This is a genomic window from Streptomyces sp. NPDC004658, assembly GCF_040609555.1.
GTDB lineage: Bacteria > Actinomycetota > Actinomycetes > Streptomycetales > Streptomycetaceae > Streptomyces.
The window spans coordinates 15,822-35,113 of the sequence record NZ_JBEXKG010000039.1; the positions used below are offsets into that span (position 1 = coordinate 15,822).

21 protein-coding genes are annotated in these 19,292 nt (G+C 68.6%); 5 read left to right on the forward strand and 16 right to left on the reverse strand.

The window, feature by feature from the left end; translation table 11 throughout:
• The first annotated feature begins 589 nt into the window (after positions 1–589).
• Entirely contained in the window at positions 590–1,312 is a 723-nt protein-coding gene (locus ABZV94_RS16315; RefSeq protein WP_024127647.1) for a helix-turn-helix transcriptional regulator, read from the forward strand.
• Positions 1,313–1,369: 57 nt separating this feature from the next.
• Here the strand turns inward: ABZV94_RS16315 and ABZV94_RS16320 are convergent, their stop codons facing one another.
• The 4 genes from ABZV94_RS16320 to ABZV94_RS16335 are packed head-to-tail and all read right to left on the reverse strand — an operon-like array spanning position 1,370 to position 5,691.
• Positions 1,370–2,317, reverse strand: a complete 948-nt coding sequence (locus tag ABZV94_RS16320; RefSeq protein ID WP_024127646.1) for a squalene/phytoene synthase family protein — start codon at positions 2,315–2,317, stop codon at positions 1,370–1,372.
• A 36-nt stretch (positions 2,318–2,353) separates the two neighbouring features.
• The gene (locus ABZV94_RS16325) at positions 2,354–3,718 is read right to left on the reverse strand and encodes an FAD-dependent monooxygenase (RefSeq protein WP_356340934.1); all 1,365 of its coding nucleotides are present in this window, start codon (positions 3,716–3,718) and stop codon (positions 2,354–2,356) included.
• Between the two features lie 28 nt (positions 3,719–3,746).
• Positions 3,747–5,102, reverse strand: a complete 1,356-nt coding sequence (locus ABZV94_RS16330) for a DUF6545 domain-containing protein (protein ID WP_024127644.1) — start codon at positions 5,100–5,102, stop codon at positions 3,747–3,749.
• Positions 5,095–5,691 carry a hypothetical protein gene (locus ABZV94_RS16335; protein WP_356340936.1) on the reverse strand — a complete coding sequence of 199 codons (597 nt, stop codon included), beginning with the start codon at positions 5,689–5,691 and terminating at the stop codon, positions 5,095–5,097. Before ABZV94_RS16335 ends, ABZV94_RS16330 begins: the two co-directional genes overlap by 8 nt.
• A gap of 801 nt (positions 5,692–6,492) precedes the next feature.
• Between ABZV94_RS16335 and ABZV94_RS16340 the strand changes: the two genes are divergently transcribed.
• The 4 genes from ABZV94_RS16340 to ABZV94_RS16355 all read left to right on the forward strand — a co-directional run bounded on the left by ABZV94_RS16340 (position 6,493) and on the right by ABZV94_RS16355 (position 10,389).
• Positions 6,493–6,984: a hypothetical protein gene (locus ABZV94_RS16340; protein WP_024127642.1), complete on the forward strand. Its 492-nt coding sequence runs from the start codon at positions 6,493–6,495 to the stop codon at positions 6,982–6,984.
• 46 nt (positions 6,985–7,030) lie between these two features.
• Positions 7,031–7,585, forward strand: a complete 555-nt coding sequence (locus ABZV94_RS16345) for a hypothetical protein (protein ID WP_024127641.1) — start codon at positions 7,031–7,033, stop codon at positions 7,583–7,585.
• A gap of 15 nt (positions 7,586–7,600) precedes the next feature.
• On the forward strand, positions 7,601–8,818 hold the full coding sequence (locus ABZV94_RS16350; protein WP_356340938.1) for an MAB_1171c family putative transporter: 1,218 nt from the start codon (positions 7,601–7,603) through the stop codon (positions 8,816–8,818).
• A gap of 149 nt (positions 8,819–8,967) precedes the next feature.
• Entirely contained in the window at positions 8,968–10,389 is a 1,422-nt protein-coding gene (locus ABZV94_RS16355) for an amidase family protein (RefSeq protein ID WP_356340939.1), read from the forward strand.
• Positions 10,390–10,698: 309 nt separating this feature from the next.
• Here the strand turns inward: ABZV94_RS16355 and ABZV94_RS16360 are convergent, their stop codons facing one another.
• The 12 genes from ABZV94_RS16360 to ABZV94_RS16415 form a co-directional block, all read right to left on the reverse strand.
• Complete coding sequence (locus ABZV94_RS16360) at positions 10,699–10,911, reverse strand: hypothetical protein (RefSeq protein ID WP_356340940.1); 213 nt, start codon at positions 10,909–10,911, stop codon at positions 10,699–10,701.
• 105 nt (positions 10,912–11,016) lie between these two features.
• Positions 11,017–11,679, reverse strand: coding sequence for an ATP-binding protein (locus tag ABZV94_RS16365; protein ID WP_356340942.1), 663 nt, complete (start codon positions 11,677–11,679; stop codon positions 11,017–11,019).
• Between the two features lie 221 nt (positions 11,680–11,900).
• Positions 11,901–12,209: a hypothetical protein gene (locus tag ABZV94_RS16370; protein ID WP_356340943.1), complete on the reverse strand. Its 309-nt coding sequence runs from the start codon at positions 12,207–12,209 to the stop codon at positions 11,901–11,903.
• A gap of 68 nt (positions 12,210–12,277) precedes the next feature.
• Entirely contained in the window at positions 12,278–12,793 is a 516-nt protein-coding gene (locus ABZV94_RS16375; RefSeq protein ID WP_356340945.1) for a hypothetical protein, read from the reverse strand.
• A complete protein-coding gene (locus tag ABZV94_RS16380; RefSeq protein ID WP_356340946.1) occupies positions 12,790–13,338 on the reverse strand; it encodes a hypothetical protein in 549 nt (182 codons plus the stop codon). The genes ABZV94_RS16375 and ABZV94_RS16380 overlap by 4 nt, the downstream gene beginning before the upstream one ends.
• A complete protein-coding gene (locus tag ABZV94_RS16385; protein WP_356340948.1) occupies positions 13,335–13,535 on the reverse strand; it encodes a hypothetical protein in 201 nt (66 codons plus the stop codon). The genes ABZV94_RS16380 and ABZV94_RS16385 overlap by 4 nt, the downstream gene beginning before the upstream one ends.
• A 392-nt stretch (positions 13,536–13,927) precedes the next feature.
• The gene (locus tag ABZV94_RS16390) at positions 13,928–14,842 is read right to left on the reverse strand and encodes a hypothetical protein (protein WP_356340949.1); all 915 of its coding nucleotides are present in this window, start codon (positions 14,840–14,842) and stop codon (positions 13,928–13,930) included.
• Between the two features lie 185 nt (positions 14,843–15,027).
• On the reverse strand, positions 15,028–15,276 hold the full coding sequence (locus ABZV94_RS16395; RefSeq protein WP_356340951.1) for a hypothetical protein: 249 nt from the start codon (positions 15,274–15,276) through the stop codon (positions 15,028–15,030).
• Between the two features lie 858 nt (positions 15,277–16,134).
• Positions 16,135–17,253 carry a hypothetical protein gene (locus ABZV94_RS16400; RefSeq protein WP_356340952.1) on the reverse strand — a complete coding sequence of 373 codons (1,119 nt, stop codon included), beginning with the start codon at positions 17,251–17,253 and terminating at the stop codon, positions 16,135–16,137.
• A 10-nt stretch (positions 17,254–17,263) separates the two neighbouring features.
• Complete coding sequence (locus ABZV94_RS16405) at positions 17,264–17,737, reverse strand: hypothetical protein (protein ID WP_356340954.1); 474 nt, start codon at positions 17,735–17,737, stop codon at positions 17,264–17,266.
• An 11-nt stretch (positions 17,738–17,748) separates the two neighbouring features.
• Positions 17,749–18,753, reverse strand: coding sequence for a hypothetical protein (locus ABZV94_RS16410; protein ID WP_356340955.1), 1,005 nt, complete (start codon positions 18,751–18,753; stop codon positions 17,749–17,751).
• Positions 18,750–19,049 (reverse strand): hypothetical protein, encoded by a 300-nt coding sequence (locus ABZV94_RS16415; RefSeq protein ID WP_356340957.1) that lies wholly within the window; start codon positions 19,047–19,049, stop codon positions 18,750–18,752. Before ABZV94_RS16415 ends, ABZV94_RS16410 begins: the two co-directional genes overlap by 4 nt.
• Positions 19,050–19,292 lie beyond the last annotated feature (243 nt).

Sequence of the window (19,292 nt, forward strand, 5' to 3'; positions counted from 1 at the left end):
AGCGGGTCGGCTCTTCACCGCGGTTCTGGAACTTGATGCGCTCGGTGCCCCCGGCGGGGGGCGAGCAGACTGCCGAGGTATGGGCGCCTGCAGGCGGGGCTGTGGGTTCGGGGCTGTTCCCCGACGTCAGGTGGCCTTGCCCTTCACGGTCCGCCGTCGGCGCATGTATCGTGCCCATGCCCAACGCAGACGTCTCGCCGAGTACGATCTGATCCCGACACTGGCGATCAGTGAGCGGCGAAGGCCGTGATGATGCAACACTCATTCACGTCTCCTGTAGAGGCAGTGGCGCCAGACCCGGTCAGCAGGTTCCTAGGCCATGAGTGACCGGGTCAGGCGCCTCTCACGTCGCGTGACGCGAGATAGCTGTGGGTAACGCGAATCGCCCACCGAACGGCGGTCGATCTCCGTCACCGGACAGCGATCATGCTGCAATCGCCCTCTGGTGTCAATTGTCATCGGACTATCGCGTGCGACCCCGGGTAAGCTACAAATGTCACCGCCCGGGTGTTGCGCGCGCCCAAGGGCGTTACCCTTCTGTCCGCCGTGCACGCGGGTCATCGAGGAAGAAGCAGGAGACCGCCCGTATATGAACAACACCACTGTGGTGGAGCGCGTCGCGGCGGCCCTGGCCGGGGTCAAGGCGGAGCTTGAGGAGCTGGGCCACACCATCGAAGTGATCAACTTCGCCCGGATCACCCATGAGACGTGCATCACCGAGGCGACACTTCGCAAGCTCTTCGCGGGGGAACCCGTCAGCCATGACGAGGTGGACCCGCCCTTCAAGGATCGCCTGCGCTTCCTCATAGAGACCAGGCTCCACCCGGAGGGCCGGCAGTACACACGTGCTGAGCTCGCCGCCGCCGCGGGGTGCGACAGATCGATGATCTCGCATCTCCTGAACGGCACCCGTAAGCCGGGCTTCGACACCAGCAACAAGCTGGCGAACCATTTGAAGGCGCCGGGATTCTTCTCGGTCGGCCCCGAGAACGCGCTTCTCACTGCGCTGGAGCCAGTGCTGGTGCAGGCCCGCTTCCTTGCCAAGCTCAAGGGTGAGCAGGTGGAACATGTAGCCCTGCGCGGCAGCCTTTCCGCCGGCAGCGACGAGCTGGCAGAGCAGCTGCAGGCGGCGATTCAGCAGGTAGTCGATTCGGCCCACGCCACACAGGCGCCGGCGGCGCCGGCAGGTGAGGACGAGGATCCGGAACTCAAGAAACTCACCGCCGAGTTGCGCTCGCTGCCGCCCACACGCCGCAGGGGCGTCATGAGCATCATCAAAAGCGCGATGGGTCTGGCCAGCCGGGACGATTGACGGCCCCCGCTACTCACCAGCGTCCGCCGCAGGGCCCGGACACCCGCCGCCACGGACTTAACGCGAGCGGCGTAGCTGGCTCCTGGCGGCGAGGTACTGGCGTCCCAGGAGGCGCAAGGTTGCCGCGGCCGGCGGCCGCACCCCACCGTTCACGAGGGAGCCTCCCTTGCGGCGCACGGCTTGAAGCTGCAGGTCCTGTACGGAGATCAGGGCCCTCACGAACGGCCGGTACGGCGCCTCAACCAGTCCTGGCAATCCTCGGCACCTGCTGAGCGCTGCCTCGGCGAGTTCCGCCTGCGCAGCGACCAGCCGCTCCAGTGCGGGCATACAGGCCTGCGACTTGTCGCGGAGGTCCTCGAAGTTCAATCCGTGCGCGGCGAGTTCGTCGCGGGCGATGCCAACGCGGCCCTGCGCGGCGTCCTCAGCGAGGTCCGATAGGAAGTCGGCCCGCTGCCACGCCTCGATCAGCGCTCGGCATCCCTGACGGAATGACTCCTCGACATCGGCCTCCGGCGGCGGCGCGATCAGCGACGCGGTGAGCATCAGGGCGGGAAGGGAGTAACTGTCGATGTAGGACTGGAAGTCGGCTTCGGTGTCGAAGCCAGTCCAGTCGGCCTCCACGGGTGCGCCGTCCAGGAAGTCGTACACGTGCCGGGTCAGGTGCGGGTGCCTGCGTACGGTGTCGGCGAGCGCCTGGAGCAGGGCGGCCTCAGGAGCCTCGCGGCGGGGGCCGGTGTCGAGTGCCGCACGCACCGTTCGGTCCCACGAGCTCAGAACCTCCTGGCGGGCGACGGGGTCCCCCGCGTCGATCCGTTCGTCGGTCTCGTGCATGAAGGCGACCACGGCGACCACGGATGGGTGGAGCCTGGCCGGCAGCAGAAGGCGGGCGGCCAGGTACTGCTGGAGGGCGAACTTGCGCACCGCTTCTCGCTGTGCGTCGTAGGCGTGCCGCAGGGCCGGGTTACTGATGCCGGCCTCGGCCAGGGCGGCGGTCCAACGGGGCACTGCTCTCCTTTGGTGTGTCCGGTACGAGCACGGTGGTCAGCGGGCGAGGAGGACTCGGGCCGCGCGCATCAGAACGCGGGGGCGGGCAAGGGCTCGCGGATGCTGTTGCATGTGAACGACGCTCATGTAGGCGCGGTTGATCTCGGCGTCCTGCAGGGAGGCTTGTGTGATCTTGTCGCCGACCCACCGCATCAGGGCGTAGCCGCGAGGATAGGGCCCGATGACGTGGGGCTGGGCCAGGTCCGCGGTCGTCGACAAGTTCCAGCCGGCGTTCACGAAGACGTCCGCGCGCTGGAAGTACCCCCAGGCCGGTTCATGGGCTGCGGCGCCGGAGCGCAGGTAGGCGGCGAGGGCGGAGGCCTGCAGGGCCGCCAGTGTGAGGCCCTGCCCGTAGATCGGGTTGATGGAGGCCACTGCGTCGCCGACCGCGGCCAGCCCGCCCGGAAGGCGGCTTGCTGCAAGGAACCGGCGCCGCCGGCTCTCGCGGAAGTGGAAGGTTTCGACGTCGGACTCCAGCTCGCATTGTTCGGCTACCTCACGCAGCGGCTGCACGCAGCGTCTCATTCTGCTGCGGAACTCCTGCGGGTCTCGGCTGGGCCGGTGGCCGGCGTAGCCGGCCAGGACGACTGTCCACCGGCTGTCTTCGACTGCTGCGAGTGCGCCCGGCTCGCACAAGGTGGGCTGGTAGTCGCTGGCCGGGCCGGGAGCGGAGTGAGCGATCACCGTTCCGGGCAGTTCGCTGCCCCGGCGGAATGAGGCGGTGGCGTAGCCGAGGTCGATCGTCATCCGGTCCAGCGGAGGGACTGGCCAGCCCTCTTGCTCCAGCCAGGCGCTCAGACGGCTGGATCGGCCCATGGCGTCGACCACGAAGTCGGCGGTGAGTGTCGTCGTCTCGGTCTGTTGCCCGTTCGGGATGTAGCGGACGCCGCGTACGCACTTGCCTTGTATGAGAAGTCCTTGGCCCCGGCCGGCGATGATGCGCACGTTGGGCAGGCCTCGTGTGCGCAGTCGTACGGCACGCTCGATGAAGGGGCGGGTGGCACCCAGCATCTCCACCTCCTCGAGCGGGAGGCGACGGTGGCCGTCGACGTAGAACTGGACGGCCTCGCCACGCCCGACCAGGGCGCCCTGCGTGGTCATTTCCTTGGTGATGCCGGGGAACCAGCGCTCCAGTTGGGTATGCCCCATCGCGAGGAGGGCGTGTAGCTGCCGACGGTGCGGTACGCCCGTCCTGCTCGCGTCATCGAGACAGTCGGGTTCCACGATGACCACGTCCTCGGCATAGTCGCTGAGCACGCGGGCCGCCATCAGCCCTGCGAAGCTGCCTCCCAGCACCACTGCCCGCTGCACCGGGCTCCCCCCTCCGAGCCCGTGACGGCTCTGCTCCGTTTCGATGCGCACGCTGTCAGCGGCGTCGTCGGGCGCGACACTACCTTGCCGTCGCGGAAGCCTGAGGTGCCCCTTGGTCACCGTGAACGGAACGTACGGCCCGCAACGAGGCCTCCGTCAGGGGGTGATGCAGCGCCCGGGCGACCCGCACCAGGCGCTGCCGTTCCTTGGCAGCGGGAGTTCCCTTGCCCGGGACGAAAATCGGCTGCGTCCCTGGAGGTGACACCGGTTCTGGGCCGTCCGGTCCGGCGGCCTGGAGGCGCTCGACCGCATCGCGAAGGACGGCGGCCGTCGCGGCGGCTTCGACGTCGACCAGTGTCAGCGCCTTCTTCCCCAGGCCCAGCTGGCACCGAAGGGTGGGAGCTTTGACGGCTTCGGCGTGCAGTGACGTGACAACGTGAGCTGGCAGCTCGCGCACCATGGAACTCCGCTCGAGCCTGCGGATCCCGTCGAGGATCTCGATGACACGGCGGTGCAGCGTCCATCGTACGTTGAACAGACGGTTCGGCCTGGACGGCCCCGGGGTGCGTGGCGTCGGCTGAGTAAAGGCGCCCGCCTGTCGTCCCCGGGCGCCCAGGGCAAGCTCCTCGGCAACGCCGGGGACAACGAGATCCCACAAGGGTTGCAGGACCGCGATGTCTCGACGCTCGCGAAGCCAGGTGCTGACGACCGCCCCGCTGACTCCGTAGCAGGTCAGGACGGAGCCCACGCATCCGAAGGCGGCGCCCAGCACTCCTACGCCGTCGAGTTGGTGATGGCCGGTGGCTGCGGCCGCCGCGGCGGGCGCCGAGCAGAGCACGTATCCGAACGTCACAAGATGGCTGATGCCGTACCAGCGAATGGAGTGTCTGAGCCGCTCGTCGTCGATCCGTGCCCGCCAGGAGTGGAGGCCGGCGTTCAGCGTTCCACAGGCGAGCATGACCAGGAACACGGCGAGGAAGACGCGGACGTGTAGCTCGTCCACCTGTTCCGTGTTGAACTTCAGTGGATCGGCGGGGCCGTCAAGGTCGGCTTTCACGAACTCAACGATCATGATCGCCATGGAGACGACGTAGGCAATGGTCCAGGCCCAGAGCCGGCGGCGCAGCCTTCGTTGCGGGTCCGCTTGGGCTGCGGTCCACACCATGGTCAGCAAGTGCTGATTTCCGAAGCACAGCAGGATGCCCAGGTAGATCGGCAGCGTGGGCAGCCACGGATGGCCGGTTGCCGCTCCGAGGGTCCGGTAGCCCAGGGGGGAGGCCACCAGGTAGACGGTGCCTCCCAGGCTGTGGGTGGCGGTCTGCAGACCAAGGGAGAGGTTGGGAGACCGCAAAAAGGCGGTGCACTTCCAGCAGGCGATCGTCCAATGGAGCGACGCGATGATCAGGTAGACGGCGGTTGCGCTGCTCTCAGACACCGGTCCCCCGGTGTGTGAAGAGTGACGTCAGGCCATGCGCGTCGGGCTCGCGCAGCGCGATCTTGCGCTCCAGTGCCACGGTGGCGAAGGCCTCCACTTTCCGCTCGACGGGTGAGTCGTAGTGGGACCGTTGGAAGAACGCGGTGACCTCGCTCGGGTTGAGGGCTGGCGTGAGCTGGACCGCCAGGTCCATCGACAAGGGGCTGCCACGGCCCGGCCCGAGGGGTACCTCGACGGTTTCGGGGATGTCGTAGATGAAGTGGCCCAGTTCGTGCGCGACGGAGCTCACCTTGGTCAGTTCGCTGGCGTCCTGGTCGACTGCGATGTAGTCCCGCTCTGGGGTGGCGAGGGAGAAGGCGCTCACGGACAACGGCATGTCGATGTCGAGCACCGAGATGGGCTTTCCTCTTCGGGCCGCCACGGCTTCCACGAGGTCGTCGATGCTCTGCACGCTCGCGAGGCCAAAGTCTTTGCGGATCTGCCGGGCGACCGTGTTGGTCTCGCGGCGTATGGCGAGCTGCTCACGGGCCGAGCTGATCCAGCGCGGCACCTGCACGCGCGGCCGCTCCAACTTCTTGGCCGGCTGCATCCTCATTCCCCTCTTCCCCCGCTTCCCCCTGTGTCTGATTTTGTCGCCCGTGCCCGTCGGGCGGATCTGCCCTGCCGGTCAGCTGCAGATGCTGCTGAGCGATGCGATTAGTCGGAAAACATGCGGCATCTGGTTGCAGATGCCGTGCCCCGTGCGGTGCGCCAGGATCGGCGTCTTGGTCTCCGAGGCCCGCACCAGCGGCGGATCGCCCGGTCCGTCATCCGGCTCCTTACCCCGTGTCTCGACCATGCCCGCAGGCCGGTTTCAAGCCACCTAACTCAAACATGCGTTCCATTATGTGTCGAGTCGGTTACGCGTAGCACACGCGAATGAGTCAGGCAGCTGCGCCTCGATCAGGCGCTCGACAGTCAGAGCGGCTGACTCCAGGGCGTGGTGCGCAACATCCCATCCGCAGCGCCGAGCGGCGGCCCTCTCGTTACGCCTGTCCCATCCTGGGAGCGAATGGGATGCGCTCACCCAACCGGGACACCCCTTCACCTGCGACTTGCCGGAATTCGTGGTGCCCCTCGCCGGGTTCCGGCCGGGAGCTCGCTGGCGGTCCGATGCAGTTCATAAGGTGCGAAGCGGACCCCCCGTCCCGCCCAGGTCACCAACTGCCACCAACGACGGGATCCGGGACACTCGACCCCTCAACGGCGTCATCACGATCCCCATAAGCGCACCCTCGGCGGTCGTTCGGACCGGGCGTGGCCCAGTTCACCTGCTTGCGAAGGTGAACCTAAACTTCGACCGCCGCATCGTCAACTATAGTTTAGGCCCGTCGAGAGGAAGCAGCGCATCGTGGCCCATGAAGCTGAGACGACGGACACAGGGACGCCGGAACCGACCGGGGTGGTTCCCGTACCCGGTCCTGGCGCGCCGTTCCATGAGCGCCTCAACTACCTGTTCGACCGGGTTCGCCCGCCAGGCGGGAAGGAGTTCAGCAACGCCCACGTCGCCCGGGAGATCTCGTCCTACTCCAACGAGGTCAGTATCACCGGGGCCTACATCGGCCAGCTCCGCAGAGGAGAGAAGACCCCCACCATCAAGTTGCCTCCCCTCTTCGCGCGGTTCTTCGGGGTAAAGCCCCGCTTCTTCTTCGAGGACGAAGAGCGGCAGAACGTCACGGAGCAGTTCGAGCTCTTGAGGAAGCTGACCCAGGCGGGTGTGAAACAGATCGCACTCCGTGCCATCGGCCTTTCCTCCAAAGGCCGTGGAGAAGTAATGAAGAAGCTCGATGCCGTGCGTGAAGAGGAGGGCCTCCCACCCGCCTCGGATGAGGATCTCTTGTGAACAGCTACTAGGCTCTGCTACCCGCGGCACTTGGAGAGGACCCCGCATGTGGCACAGCCGTCGTGCGCGCCGCCCCATCGACGAAGCTGAGGAAGTCGAGCGGCGCAGCCGAGCCTTTGTTGAAGAGTTGGATCTTCCTCCGGTCGACAACGTCCTGGACCTTGTGCCGTTCATGGAGCAGAAGTTGGGCCGCGAGATTCGGCTGATGCCGTTCACGCCGGATCTCAGCGACCCGGACTCTTTGGACGCGAGCGCCCCGTGCGGCATGTGGATGGCCACCGAGACGACGGACTACCTCTTCTATGACGAGGGTGTCAGTCCCACCTACACCCAGATCATCGCCGGCCATGAGTTCGCTCATATGCTCAAGCACCGCGACAAGAAGGAGTCCCTCGGGGTGGACGGCCTCGGCGGCCTGATCACCGACATCGACCCCGCCACCGTACGACTCGTTCTGGGGCGGACCCGCTTCGATGAGCCGGACGAGTTCGAGGCCGAGATGATCGGCTCCCTGCTGCGCGAGCATGCCATGACCTCTCGCGCCACGGCGGCCCGGAGTGCCCGCGCGCGAGATCCCATAGCCCGCACCCTGCTGCGCTGACACGAATACAAGCCCGTGAAAGATCTCCTGCACCCCCTGTGCCTGTCGATCGCCGGCACCGGTTTCCTCTTCCTGCTGCGTGACCTCGGCAAGAGCCGCCGCGACCCGGCGCTGCTCGCTCTCGCCATCACCTACGGCTTCTCCGCTCTCAGCTACGCCATCTCCCTCACCTGGGTCTGGGTGCGCATCGACCGCACCGTCGGCGTGACCAACATCTCCGTTCCGCTCGCCCAGAGCTGCGTGGTCCTGGTCCTCGCGCTGCAGGCCACCGTCCTGGCCCACTGGTCCAAGCCCCTTGAGGAGGCCAGACGTAGGAGCCGATACTTCCTCGCCGCGGCCGGCGCCGTCATCGCGGCCATGACGGCGCTGTTCGCGCTTCTCACCCCGGTCGCCCAGAGGCCCAAAGACTTCACCCAGTACTACGCGCACGACCCGTACTTCCAGGCGTACCTGACGCTGTACATCACCGCCTACACCCTGGCCGAGCTGTACCTGGCGCGCTCGTGCTGGAAATACGCGCGCGCCGCGGCGAGCCCGTCGATCGCCGTCGGCCTGCGGCTCGTCTGCGTCGGCGCCATCATCACGCTCGGCTACAGCGCGATCCGCATCGGCACCATCCTCGGCGCGATCTTCGACTTCAGCGTGAGGGGCCTCGAACCGTATGCCTGGCTGTGCGGCGACATCGGGGCCACCCTCACCCAGGTCGGCTACTTCCTGCCCACCCTGCTCAGCCGCGCCGAGGATGCCCACGCCTGGGCGATGGCGCACATCCACTACCGGCGTCTGCATCACCTTTGGACCGCGCTGGATCAGGCCGATCCCGGCATCACCCTGCGCCGGCCGGCCTCGCAGCGCGCCGCCATCCTGCGCGGGCGCAGTGCCCACTTTCCGCTGTTGCGCCGACAGGTCGAGATTCGCCAGGGGCAGAAGATGCTGCGCCGCCATCTCGATCCCGCTGTACGAGCCGCATCGGAGGAACGCCGTAAGGCCGAGGGACTTGCCGGTCTCGAGTTCGTCGCGGCCGTCACCGCCGACCAGATCCACCATGCCCTCATCCGGTACCACGCCGGCGATGCCCTTGACACTCCTGCCGAATACGCCGACGCGGCGCTGTCTGTTGATGCGGACGAGGAACTCGCCCACCTTCAGCGCGTCGCGTCGTACTTCACGCCGCCCGAGCCGACGGCCGCTCCCGCTGAGCGTCCCGGCCCCACCTCTGGAGTCCGTTCTTGATCTTGCGTCGCACCCTGCTCGTCGCCTCCACCGCTCTTGCTGCTGCAACCGCGATGGCCACGCCTTCCTCCGCTCGCCCGCGCGCCAGCAGTCGGCGGCATCGCGGGGCGGAGCTCCATCTCGCGCCTGCCCGTGACCAGGTCGCTGCCTTGCGGAGCGGAACGATCAAGAGCCGTGCTCTGCTTGAGCAGTACCTGGACCACATCGCCAGCACGAACCCGGGACTGAACGCCGTCGTCACACTCGACCCCGAGCGAGCTCGCGCGGCCGCCGACGCAGCGGACCGTCACCTCGCCCTGACCGGCAAGGTCCTCGGTCCGCTGCACGGCCTGCCCATGACCGTCAAGGATGCTCTGGAGACGGAAGGCCTGCGCACCACCTGCGGGTCACCGGACCTCAAGGACCACATCCCCGTCCAGGACGCCGACTCGGTCGCGCTGTTGCGTGAGGCCGGAGCCGTCATCATCGGCAAGACCAACGTCCCGGTGATGTGCCAGGACATCCAGACCGACAACCCCGTCTTCGGCAAGACAGCCAACCCGTTCGACAGCACCAAGACAGCAGGCGGCTCCTCCGGCGGCCCCGCCGCAGCAGTCGCCGCCGGACTGACCGGCCTCGAAGTCGGCTCCGACCTTGCCGGCTCCCTGCGCCTGCCCGCCGCCTACTGCGGGGTCTACGCGCTACGGACCTCCCGCGGTGCGAGCCCCATCGTTCCCACGCGCGGGCACATCCCTCGCCCGCCCGGCTGGACCACGAGCAGCGACATGATCACCCTTGGCCCCATCGCCCGCACGGCGGACGACCTCGACCTCCTGCTGGACGTACTGGCCGCGCCCGCCCCGGCCGACCGCGCCGGCTGGAAGATCGACCTGGCCGCCCCGACCAGGAGCAGCCTCGGCGAGTACCGCGTCGGCATCTGGGCCGACGACGCCTACTGTCGGGTCGACGCGGACACCCGGGCGCTCCTCGACCAGGTCGCCGCGCTCGTCCGCAAGGCGGGGGCAGAGATCGACGACACCACCCGGCCGGTGGACTTCACCGCCAGCGACACGCTCTTCCAGCGGCTCATGTACGCCACGGCCTCCGCGACCGCCACCGATTCCGCCTTCGCCGCCGACATCGAAGCGGCCGCGAAGATTCCCGACGGGGACCCGAGCGGTCTGTATCTGCACTCCCGGACCATGCGGCACCGTGACTGGTGCCTGGCAGACGAGGAACGGCACAAGCTCCGCGCCGCCTGGGCCGGCTACTTCGCTGACCACGACATCCTCATCACCCCCGCCACGCCGACCGCCGCGGTCCCCGACCAGAGCAGCACGCCGCTCCCGCAACGCTACATCACGGTCGACGGTCAGAAGCGCTCGTATTACGACCAGACCAGTTGGCTGAACCTGGCCAGTCCGGTCGGTCTGCCCGCAGTGGTGCTCCCCGCCGGCAAGACCGACGCCGGACTGCCGCTGGCCATCCAGATCATCGGCCCGTATCTGGCCGACCGGACCGTCATTGCGGCGGCCAAGGAACTCGCGCGGCTCCTGCCCGACCCCATTCGGCCGCCCGCGTTCACGGCATAGCGCGGCCCGGCCGGGACGGCGGACCCAAAACGGCAGACCGGTCGTGCACGGCGGAGCCCCCGCGCTCGAGCAAGAGTCCCAGCGGACCAGCCAAGCGCGGGTGCTCAGTCATATCCCGACCCGCCCAGGGCCTGGGCGGGCCTGCGCCCCCACCGCCCCGGCACGGGCGCCGCTGATGGTGCCCAGGACGCGGCAGGCAGAGCCGTGCCATGGGTCTCACTTCCCCCTGGTCGTAGTGGCCGTGGACGTAGCGCACGGTACCAGCGCGACTCTCCGCTGCGGCTGCACAGCTGACGAGAAGCTGAGCGATCAGATCGCCGCCCCCGGGCAGGGCACCGTGGGGATCTCACGCCACGGCTCGGCCGGGGTGTCCAGACGGACAACGATCCGGGCCAGCTGTCCGGCCACGGCCGGAGGGGCGTCGGCCCCTGAGAAGGGCGGACCCCACAGGTCGATCTCGATGATCCGGTCGATGCGGAGCAGGCGGGCGTTGGAGTTCTGCAGCCAGGCGGCGCCGGTCATGGCGAGGGCTCCTTCCGATTGCGGTGGAGCGCGACCGTACGACGGTGGCCCTGTGGATGGTCCTGGGCCGAGTGCCATGGAGCGATCGACAGGGCGGGCTTCGGCTCAGGCGATCTGGAGTCGGACGGTGTGGATGTCGGTGAAACCCTCGTCGGCCAGTTGCCGGGGCGTCGGCGTCTGGCCGTGCTGCCAGACCAGCTTCGAGACGGGGACTTGGCGGCTGCCGGACCGCTGTGCGTTCAGTGCGGCGCAGGTGTCCAAGTCGGTCTGGAAGAGGACCGCGGCGAGGTCGCGCTGGTGCTTGCGGGCGAGGGCCACCAGGCTGGCACGCTTGTCCGCCTCGACGTTGGTGGCGTCCACCACGGTGGTCTGGCCGTACTCCATCCGCGAGGCGACGAGGATGCTCTGCAGGTGCACGGCCTGGGGGGTCACCTCCTGATTCCCGCCGTCTCCGCACAGGCGTTCGCGCATCTCGTCGAGGGACACCACCCAGTGGTAGGGGAAGGCGCCGGCGAAGTGGGACTTGCCCGAACCGCCCGGCCCGATGCAGACAACGAGCGAGCCGGGCGCGAACGTGGTGGTCGCCTTGCTGGCCTCGTGTTGTCCTGCGTAGGCGAGAGCTTCGGGCTTGTCGCGGTGGCCCGCCAAGCCGGCGTCGCAGTCCGCGGCCGAGCAGGTCCATGCGTAGCTCATCTTCCGTTCGGTGACCGGGACTTCGACGAGATTCGCCAGGTGCAGCGACGGGGCGACAACGGACGGGCGGGGCATGAGGGCCTCCTTGGGAAAAGGCGTGCGGGCGTCGGCCGCCCATCAGACGGGCGGCGAAGAGTAGTTGATCCGGGGTGCGGTCGGCGCGTACCCGATCTGCTCGGCAGCCGACCGGCTCAGGCGAGGCCGGGGCGTCAAGGCGCCTGCGCCGTATGCGCCGAGGGCGGGCACATCTTCCCGGTCGGGACGGGCTGCTGGGGGTGCTGTACCCGGGCTTGGGGTCAGGAGGTCTTGCGCGGGCCCTGCCCGAGCCAGCGGTGCTCGATGAAGACGGCGCAGGTCACCTGGAGGGGCCAGATGATCAGGAACAGCGTCCACAGCACGACGAACACGATGCGCATGATGCGGGGGGCGCTGCCCACCGTGCGCGCGATGTGGGCGTCACGCTCGGCAAGTTCCTCGTAGTGGCGGCGCAGGCCCCGCGGGGTCCAGTCCCACCGCAGGATCTTCCCGGCCGCGGCGAATGCGGCGAGACCCAGGACGATCCAGGCCGTCACCGCCGCGACTGCGAGCAGTTGGTTTCCGTCCATCGGGATCTTTCTGGGTTTCAGGCGGGTTCGTCGCGCCGGATCGGCGCTGGAATAGGCGGTGTTGACGACTACCAACTGCTGCCGACAGAGCAGTCGGCCGGCAGCGGGGTCCCGCTGACGAGGTGGTGGACCAGGCCCAGGCTCAGGCGTACACAGGTGCGGGCGGCTTCCTCGTCGGTGTCGTTCTTGTAGAACGAGGCGTTGACGAACGCGGCCTGGATCCGCTTGGCCTGCTGCAGGAACTGTCGGCGGCTGCTCCGCTGTCCCTGTGGGGCGTGCGGTGCCCCCCACAGTGCAGCGATGGTGAGCAGGTGCAGCAGTCGGCTCTCGACGCGGAAGTATCGGTCGTAGTGGGCGCGGGACCGGTCCCGGGCTTGCCAGCCGTGTCCTCGGATCACGTGGTGCAGCTCGCCGCCGGCCGCGACGGCTCCCACCGCGTACCGGACGAGGAGTCCGCGCCAGGACAGGTTCCCTGCCACAGAGCGGACTTTGTCCCAGTCGGCCTGGGCCATCTCCAGGTGGTCGACTGCCTGCTGAGCCCGCTCCACGGGGATGCGGCCGGTCAGCCGGCGTGGTGGGTTCACGAGGCGGTCTCCTTTGCGACGGTGAGGCCTTGCAGCTGCTGACGTGCCCTCCGGGCAGCGGCGACCGAGGCGTCCCGGCCGTCGCTGTCGGCGAGCAGCGCGAACGCTCGGTGCCGCTCGGTGAGGTATTCGAGCATCTCGTCGTACGGGATGGTCTCACCCTTGCGCGCGCGACACTCCAGCCCTTGGCCCCAGATCCGTACGGCGGTGGCCCGGCGCCGACGCGCCTCGTGCACCGGATCCAGACGCTCGGCGGTCAGCGGCCCGTCACCTGCCGCCTCGGCCTGAGCCCTCCGAAGGCGCGAGAGGACGACGCTGTAGGTCTCCTCGGCTTGCGGGTGCGTGCCGTGGTCGACGGCGCCGGCCACGAACACCGCCGTCTCGTAGTGGTAGTCGGCGCGGTCGGACACCGCGATAGGGGTGCCCGCGCTGCGGGCGCGGGCGAGCATGCGCTGGCGGCAGACGATGGCGACGAACGCGTGCAGTGTCGCGGCGAGCGGCGCCATGTCGGCCGCGGGGTCATGACCGGTGGGCGCGAACGTCATGAGGTCATGCCTTTCTCGGTGTCGGGCAGGGAGAGGTAGACGCGGTTGCCTTCGCCGCGGGGCGCTGGCCGCTTGATCAGCCGCCCCTCCCCGGCGAGGTCGAAGACCGCGCTGCGGACGCTGGTCAAGGTGAGACCGGTCGCTGCGCTGATCTGCGGGGCGGTGGCTTCGCCGTTTGACCGGAGGTAGGCGAGCACGCCGTCCTTGGCCGTGCCGGAGGAGCGTCGCCGGCGCGCGGGCTGGGACGGGGAGGTGCGGGGAAGTACGCGGACTGGGCAGGTGGCGGCCAGGGGGCAGCGACTGCACACGGCGGCCGCGGCGTTGACATAGCGGCTAGCCGGTGTGCCAGCGCGTGCGTAGAGCTCGTCGAAGGGATCGCGGTCGCTCACGCAGGCCGCGAGTCCTGCCTCGGCCGGCAGGGCGGGCGGTTCCTGCAGCTGAGGATATGCACAGACGGGCGATGTCACAGGGGCTCCTTTCGCGGACGTTGACCGTGTTCGTCGCTGGACGCTCCGGCGGTGCTCGGCCCCGGCTGCGCTCGCGGCCCCGGCTGCGTGGGCGCGGGCCGTGTGGCCCTTGGCGGGTGTGCTCAGGCGGTGGGCGCTGGATCCGGGTTCGCGGCCGGAAGGGCGATCGCCGCGGCCTCCTTGGCGCCCTCAAGCGCCGTCGTGTAGGCCGTGACGACGGCTGCAACCTCGCCCGTCAGCGCTTCGGCCTCCTCGGCGCCCAGTTCATGGCGTGCCGTTCGGGCCAGCAGGTCCAGCAGTTCGTCATCGCCTTCACTGATCTGCTTCAGCTGCTGGGTCTCGGCGTACAGACGCTCGGCCTTGGCGACCCGCTCGGCGTAGGCCTCCAGGGCGGTGACCTGCTGCTCGATACCTCCGCGGCTCAGCCTGAGCAGACGGCGCCGCTCAGCGAGCACCGCACGGGCAGCCTCGCCCTTCGGGTGCCTTGGGGTCTTGCGGACCAGCCGGCTGTAGTCGCGCAAGGAGACAGCGATGTCCCACTCCTGTGCGGGAAGCAACTGGGCGCTGCGCTGGCCGTCGATCAGGCCTTCGCGGTGCAGGACGGACCGGGTGACCGTGCGGACGGCCTCCTGGGTCCGGGCCATCAGCTCGGCCGCGTCCGTCTCCAGGTCCTCGGGAAGGACGTAGCGCTCGCGATGGGTGCGGATCGTCCGCCGCCTGTCGCGTTCGCCCTTGCGGTTCAGTACGGACCAGCCGGCCCAGATGACGAGAACAGAGACTCCGGGGCCGACGAAGCCGGAGAGCTGAGGCCTCAGCGTCTCCCATGCCTGAGGGAGCGCAATGGACAGGACGACGGCTGCCCCGCAGATCTTGGCGCCGCACTTCACCGGCTCCCATACTCCCCACCACAGGCTGTGGTCCTTGTTGGGCAGGTTGGCCAGTTCATCCGGCGTCATGGTGCGGAGGCTGCCAGCGACGGCGTCGGGCAGTTCGGGGTCGATGACCGTCTTCGGCCTCGTGGCCGTGGCAGGGTTCATGGTTTCCCTTGGGTCGTGTGTTCGTTGCCTGCAAACGGACGTATCCACCGGCCGTACTCGAAGACCGCGGCCGCCAGGGGCAAAGCCGCATCGCCGCCACCGAGCGGAGTGACGCTTAAGAAGGTACCCAGCACTCCATCCATGCGCAAGCCTTAAGCGTCAATGAGGGGGCCGTTGCTGGACAATCAGTCAGCGTGGCGTCGGCGGGCGACAGCGCACACGGCCAGTCCCGCGCCGAGGACCCCGACAGTGCCCAAGGCGAGATCTCCCGGGTCGAGGGCATCGAACACGTCGCGGATCAGGCGGGCCGCCGCCACCAGCGGCGCCGCGGCGACGGTCACCAGGACGAGGAAGGAGAACAGGCGGACCGCGCCGAGCGCGATCCTGAATATGACGAAGCAGGCCGCGATGCGGCAGAAGAAGCAGCAACACATGACGGTTCCAAGTGCCTGATGAGCCGCGGCGTCCAGGCGAGTTGTGAGCAGGAAAGGATGACGAAGGTTCGGCCCAGCTGTACGCGAGGGCCGACGATGGGGCAGGCCGCTGCCGAGCGGCGGTCGGCTACACACGGGCGGGAGTCAGCTCCGGCAGAGGGTGCCGCCTGGGGCACGGAACGGGCTGCGTTCACTGACCGGTGAAACGGCGGATCACGGTCTGCGGCCGAGGCCTGCCGGGGTCACTTCGGGCGGGAAGAAGGCGTCGCCAAAAGCAGGAGGAGACGTCGGCGGCGCCCCGCGCCCCTCCCCCACGGGCAAGCCGTGATTGCAGGCATTCTTCGGAGCCGGATTAGAGGAATTGCGAGAGAACCATGAGGGCGAAGAAGACGCAGAGAGCGATTACCGGCACACGCCACTGATCGAATCCTGCCGCGCGGGTGATGCGTTCGCCGTCGGGTTTCGCGAGCGGGCTGCCGTGGATCTGCTCGCGGTGACCGTCACGGGTTCGGCGGGCCTCGTTCCGGGTGAGACCCGGAACGGTGATCCGGCAGACAGGGCACCGGTAGGTGTAGGGCCCAGGGAACACGCGAACTCTCCTCCGCCGCATGGCTGTTGGCGAACCATAGTGCCTCAGAAGGGCCCGCGCGGGTCGGTAGGGCGGGGTAGAACCCCCGGTAGGGGCGGTAGAGCTGAAGTAGAACCCGCAGGTCAGGACGCGGGTAGGGCGTGTAGGTAGGGCATTCGGTAGAGGCCTGGCAGAGGCGGGGAGCGGTGCCGCGGCGGCACCTTCACCCAGGGCTGGAGGGGCCCGCGCGCGGGCCCGGGCCGGGGCGGGTTGCGCGCGGGCAGGATGCCTCACTCAGTGGGGTAGACACGCGTACGGTCCTCCACCAGGGATGGGGGGAGGACGGGGCGCCGACCAAGGCGCTGGGCGAGCTCGTCATAGCGGACGCCGGCACGTACGCGCTGCTTTCCGTCGATCATGAGCTTGAACCCCTTGCTGTGAATGGGAATTCCAAGGGAGCTGAGGGTCGCGTTAAGAGTTGGAACGTCCCACTCTTCACCGTGCGGGGCTAGGGGGTTGAGGATCGCTTCACGCAGCCCTTCGGTTCGCTGGAGTCCGTCGAGAAGTGTTTCTGTGTGCACTCCCTTGTGCTTATGCAAGTGCATGGCAGCCGCTACAGCATGCTCGACATATCGGACCAGTCCGGTTTCGGCCTGTGCCCGGGTCGGTGCTTCCTCCGACTCCCTCGTCTCCCCCGAATTTTCATGATCATTTTTGAGGGCGGTCTGCGGATCCGCCGTCTTCTCGGAGGGCTCTCCTGCCGGTCGGGAAGACGCGGTCCGGCCCGAGCGCGAGGCGACAATGGCCGCCGCGGACCACACGGCGGCCGCTACCAGCGCGACGGCCACCGGGTCCTCCCTGCCCTGATGGGCGAGGCCAGCAGCGATCAGCAGGAGGAGGCCACCTCGCCTCACCGGCCTGGGCCAGTCGCTGCTGTCGTCCGTACTGGACTGGGCCTCGTCTCGCGGCTCTCCCTTCTTGTCGGCCTTCGCGGGCTCCGCCTTCATCTCCTCGGCGGTGACCCACTCCGCGATGGATGCACCGAGAATCACGGAGCCGTCCTTGATACGGACGACGACCGTGACGGTGGCCCGCCACGTGGCGCGGACGATCCGGCTGGGGAGTCCTGCGAAGCGGACAGCAATGCCGCGAATCAGGGCGCCGGTCTCGTGGGCGAACGCGATCCAGGCATCGCGGCCGACGAGGGCGGTGATCTCGGCGAGGATTCCCCCGCCAAGAACAGGGTCCTCACCGTTGAGGACACCGTCGTGCTCCTGGTCCTCGGCGTTGTACTCGACCGCTGCGTCGCCGTCCGTCGGCGCAACGGTCTCCTTCACCAGGGCGAGCGCGGGCGCCGCAGTCGGCACGTGGCTGGGTGTCTCGGGGATGGGTTCGGGCTGTGTGGTCACCGGTGTCACCTCAGCCCGCCTTCGCGAGGACCTTGTCGGTGACCATGCCGATGATGTCCCAGAGGGAACCGCGGCCCGCTCCGGCGCAGGTGATGTAGAGGAAGAACGCCCAGAAGGCGATGGCGCCGGGCTTGGGGCGGGTCAGGGCGAGGACGATGATCGCGAGGAGGGGCGGGACTGCGGGCCCCATGTCGCCCATGCCCAGGTCCTCGCGCATGATGTCGGCCGGGATGTTGGCCAGGCTCGTGAACAGGTCCCAGAATCCGCCGGCCTTGGCGCACGCGGCAGCGAACAGGATGCCGATGATGATCACGGCACCGGGCTTCTTCTTCAGCTTGCCCGCGAGCTTGGTCTTCCCCTTCTCGCTGAGACCCAGGTAGAGGATGGCGCCGAGGAGGAAGGCGACGCCGCCGGCGCCGATGCGGCCGACAACGTCTGTGATGGCGGACGATTCGGCGGCGAGCGTGCTGGTGTTGCTGATCAATGTGGGCGTCCTTAAGCGATGGGGGCGGTGTAGAAGATCAGGGCAAGGCCGATGGCCGCGGTCGGGGTGCGCATCAGGCACGCGAGCGGCGGGAACCAGTGAGCCGTGCGCCGGTCGATGAACCACCAGGTCAGTCCGCCGGCGAGGAGTGCCGACCCCATCGGGGTGGCGATGGCCGGGTCCCATCCGTGGGCGGTCATGTAGTCGGCGGCGCGTATGCCGCCCTCGGCGTAGCCGGTCCCGGCGGCGACGAGGGCCGCGGCGGCCAGGAGCGGGCTCTTCTTCTTGACGGCGAGCCAGAGGCCGCCGCCGAGCGCGGTCAGGCCGATCAGGGAGCCGATGAGCTGACCGGGGGCGACGTAGCCGGCCTCCATGTACGCGATGACGCGCCGGTGCCAGCCGAGTCCCCATGCGAGGGCAGTGCCGGGCAGGTACAGGAGAGCTGCGCGCCGGCGCCCTTCCACCCGGGCGAGGGATTGGAGGGCCTTGGCCTGGCGCCACGCACGGGCTACCGCACCTTCCTCATCTGCTGCCTGGTCGTCATCGCCCTTCTCAACCGGGGCGGCGGGCTCATCCCTTGCCTCCACGTCCTGGTTGTCGACGTACTCGTCGGTCTTATCGACGTCGCTGTGCGCGGGGGCAGTTGGGGCGTGTTGCGGCTTCGGGACGGTGGACTCGGCGGGCGGGACATCGTCGCTGATGTTGCCGGTGTTGGTGTCCCAGTGGGCTTCGTCGTCGTAGTAGACGCGGTCCCACCATGCGTCCGGACGGGAGCTGCTTGGAGCGGGCGTTGAGGCCGTCTGCGGGCCCGCTGGGGCCTGCGGAGCGGCCGCTGCGGCCACGGGCGGTTCATCGGGCGCTACAGGGCTCTCAGGGACCGTTTCGGGCTCCTGAGGCACGGCTTTAGATGGCTGCTTCTCCTTGGCAGCCGGGTGGTCGGCTTCCTCGAGCGCCTTGTCGATGTTGGCGCGAACATCGACGACCGTCTTGGACGCCTCTGCCTGGTCGGTGGTCATGCTGTGCGGTCCTTCTCCCACCCGTAGCGGGCGATCGCGTCGACCATGTGCCGGCGTACCTGTCGCTCGTCCGGTCCGAGCTGCGACAGGTCCACACGCTCCGGCCCGGTCCGGACCGGGCCGTCGGCCCGGTCGGAAGTCGCGGTCGGAGCCGTTTGTGCGTCCTGCTCCAGGGCCTGCGCAGCGCCCTGCTTCGGGCGCGACGGCGGGAGCCGTACGCGCACGTTGTCGGGTTGCTCGTCGGACTGTCGCCGACGGATCAGGTCGGCGAGTCGGGACCTGAGGGTCCAGAACATGGGGGTACTCCAACGTTGATGTCGGCAAGGAAGTTGGGTTGAGGGCGCGCTGGAGGGCGGGTCATCTGGGCCATCAGCACAGGCGAGCGGGCCGCGCTCCCCCAATGGGCAGAGCCAGGCCAATCGGGCCGTCTACCGCGCCTACCTACCGCCTACCAGGCGATCTACCTGCGGTTTTACCAGTGGGAGGCTCCGGTGGTGTGCGTGGTGGGCCGCTGTCGAAGCGGCCCACCACCGCCTGCG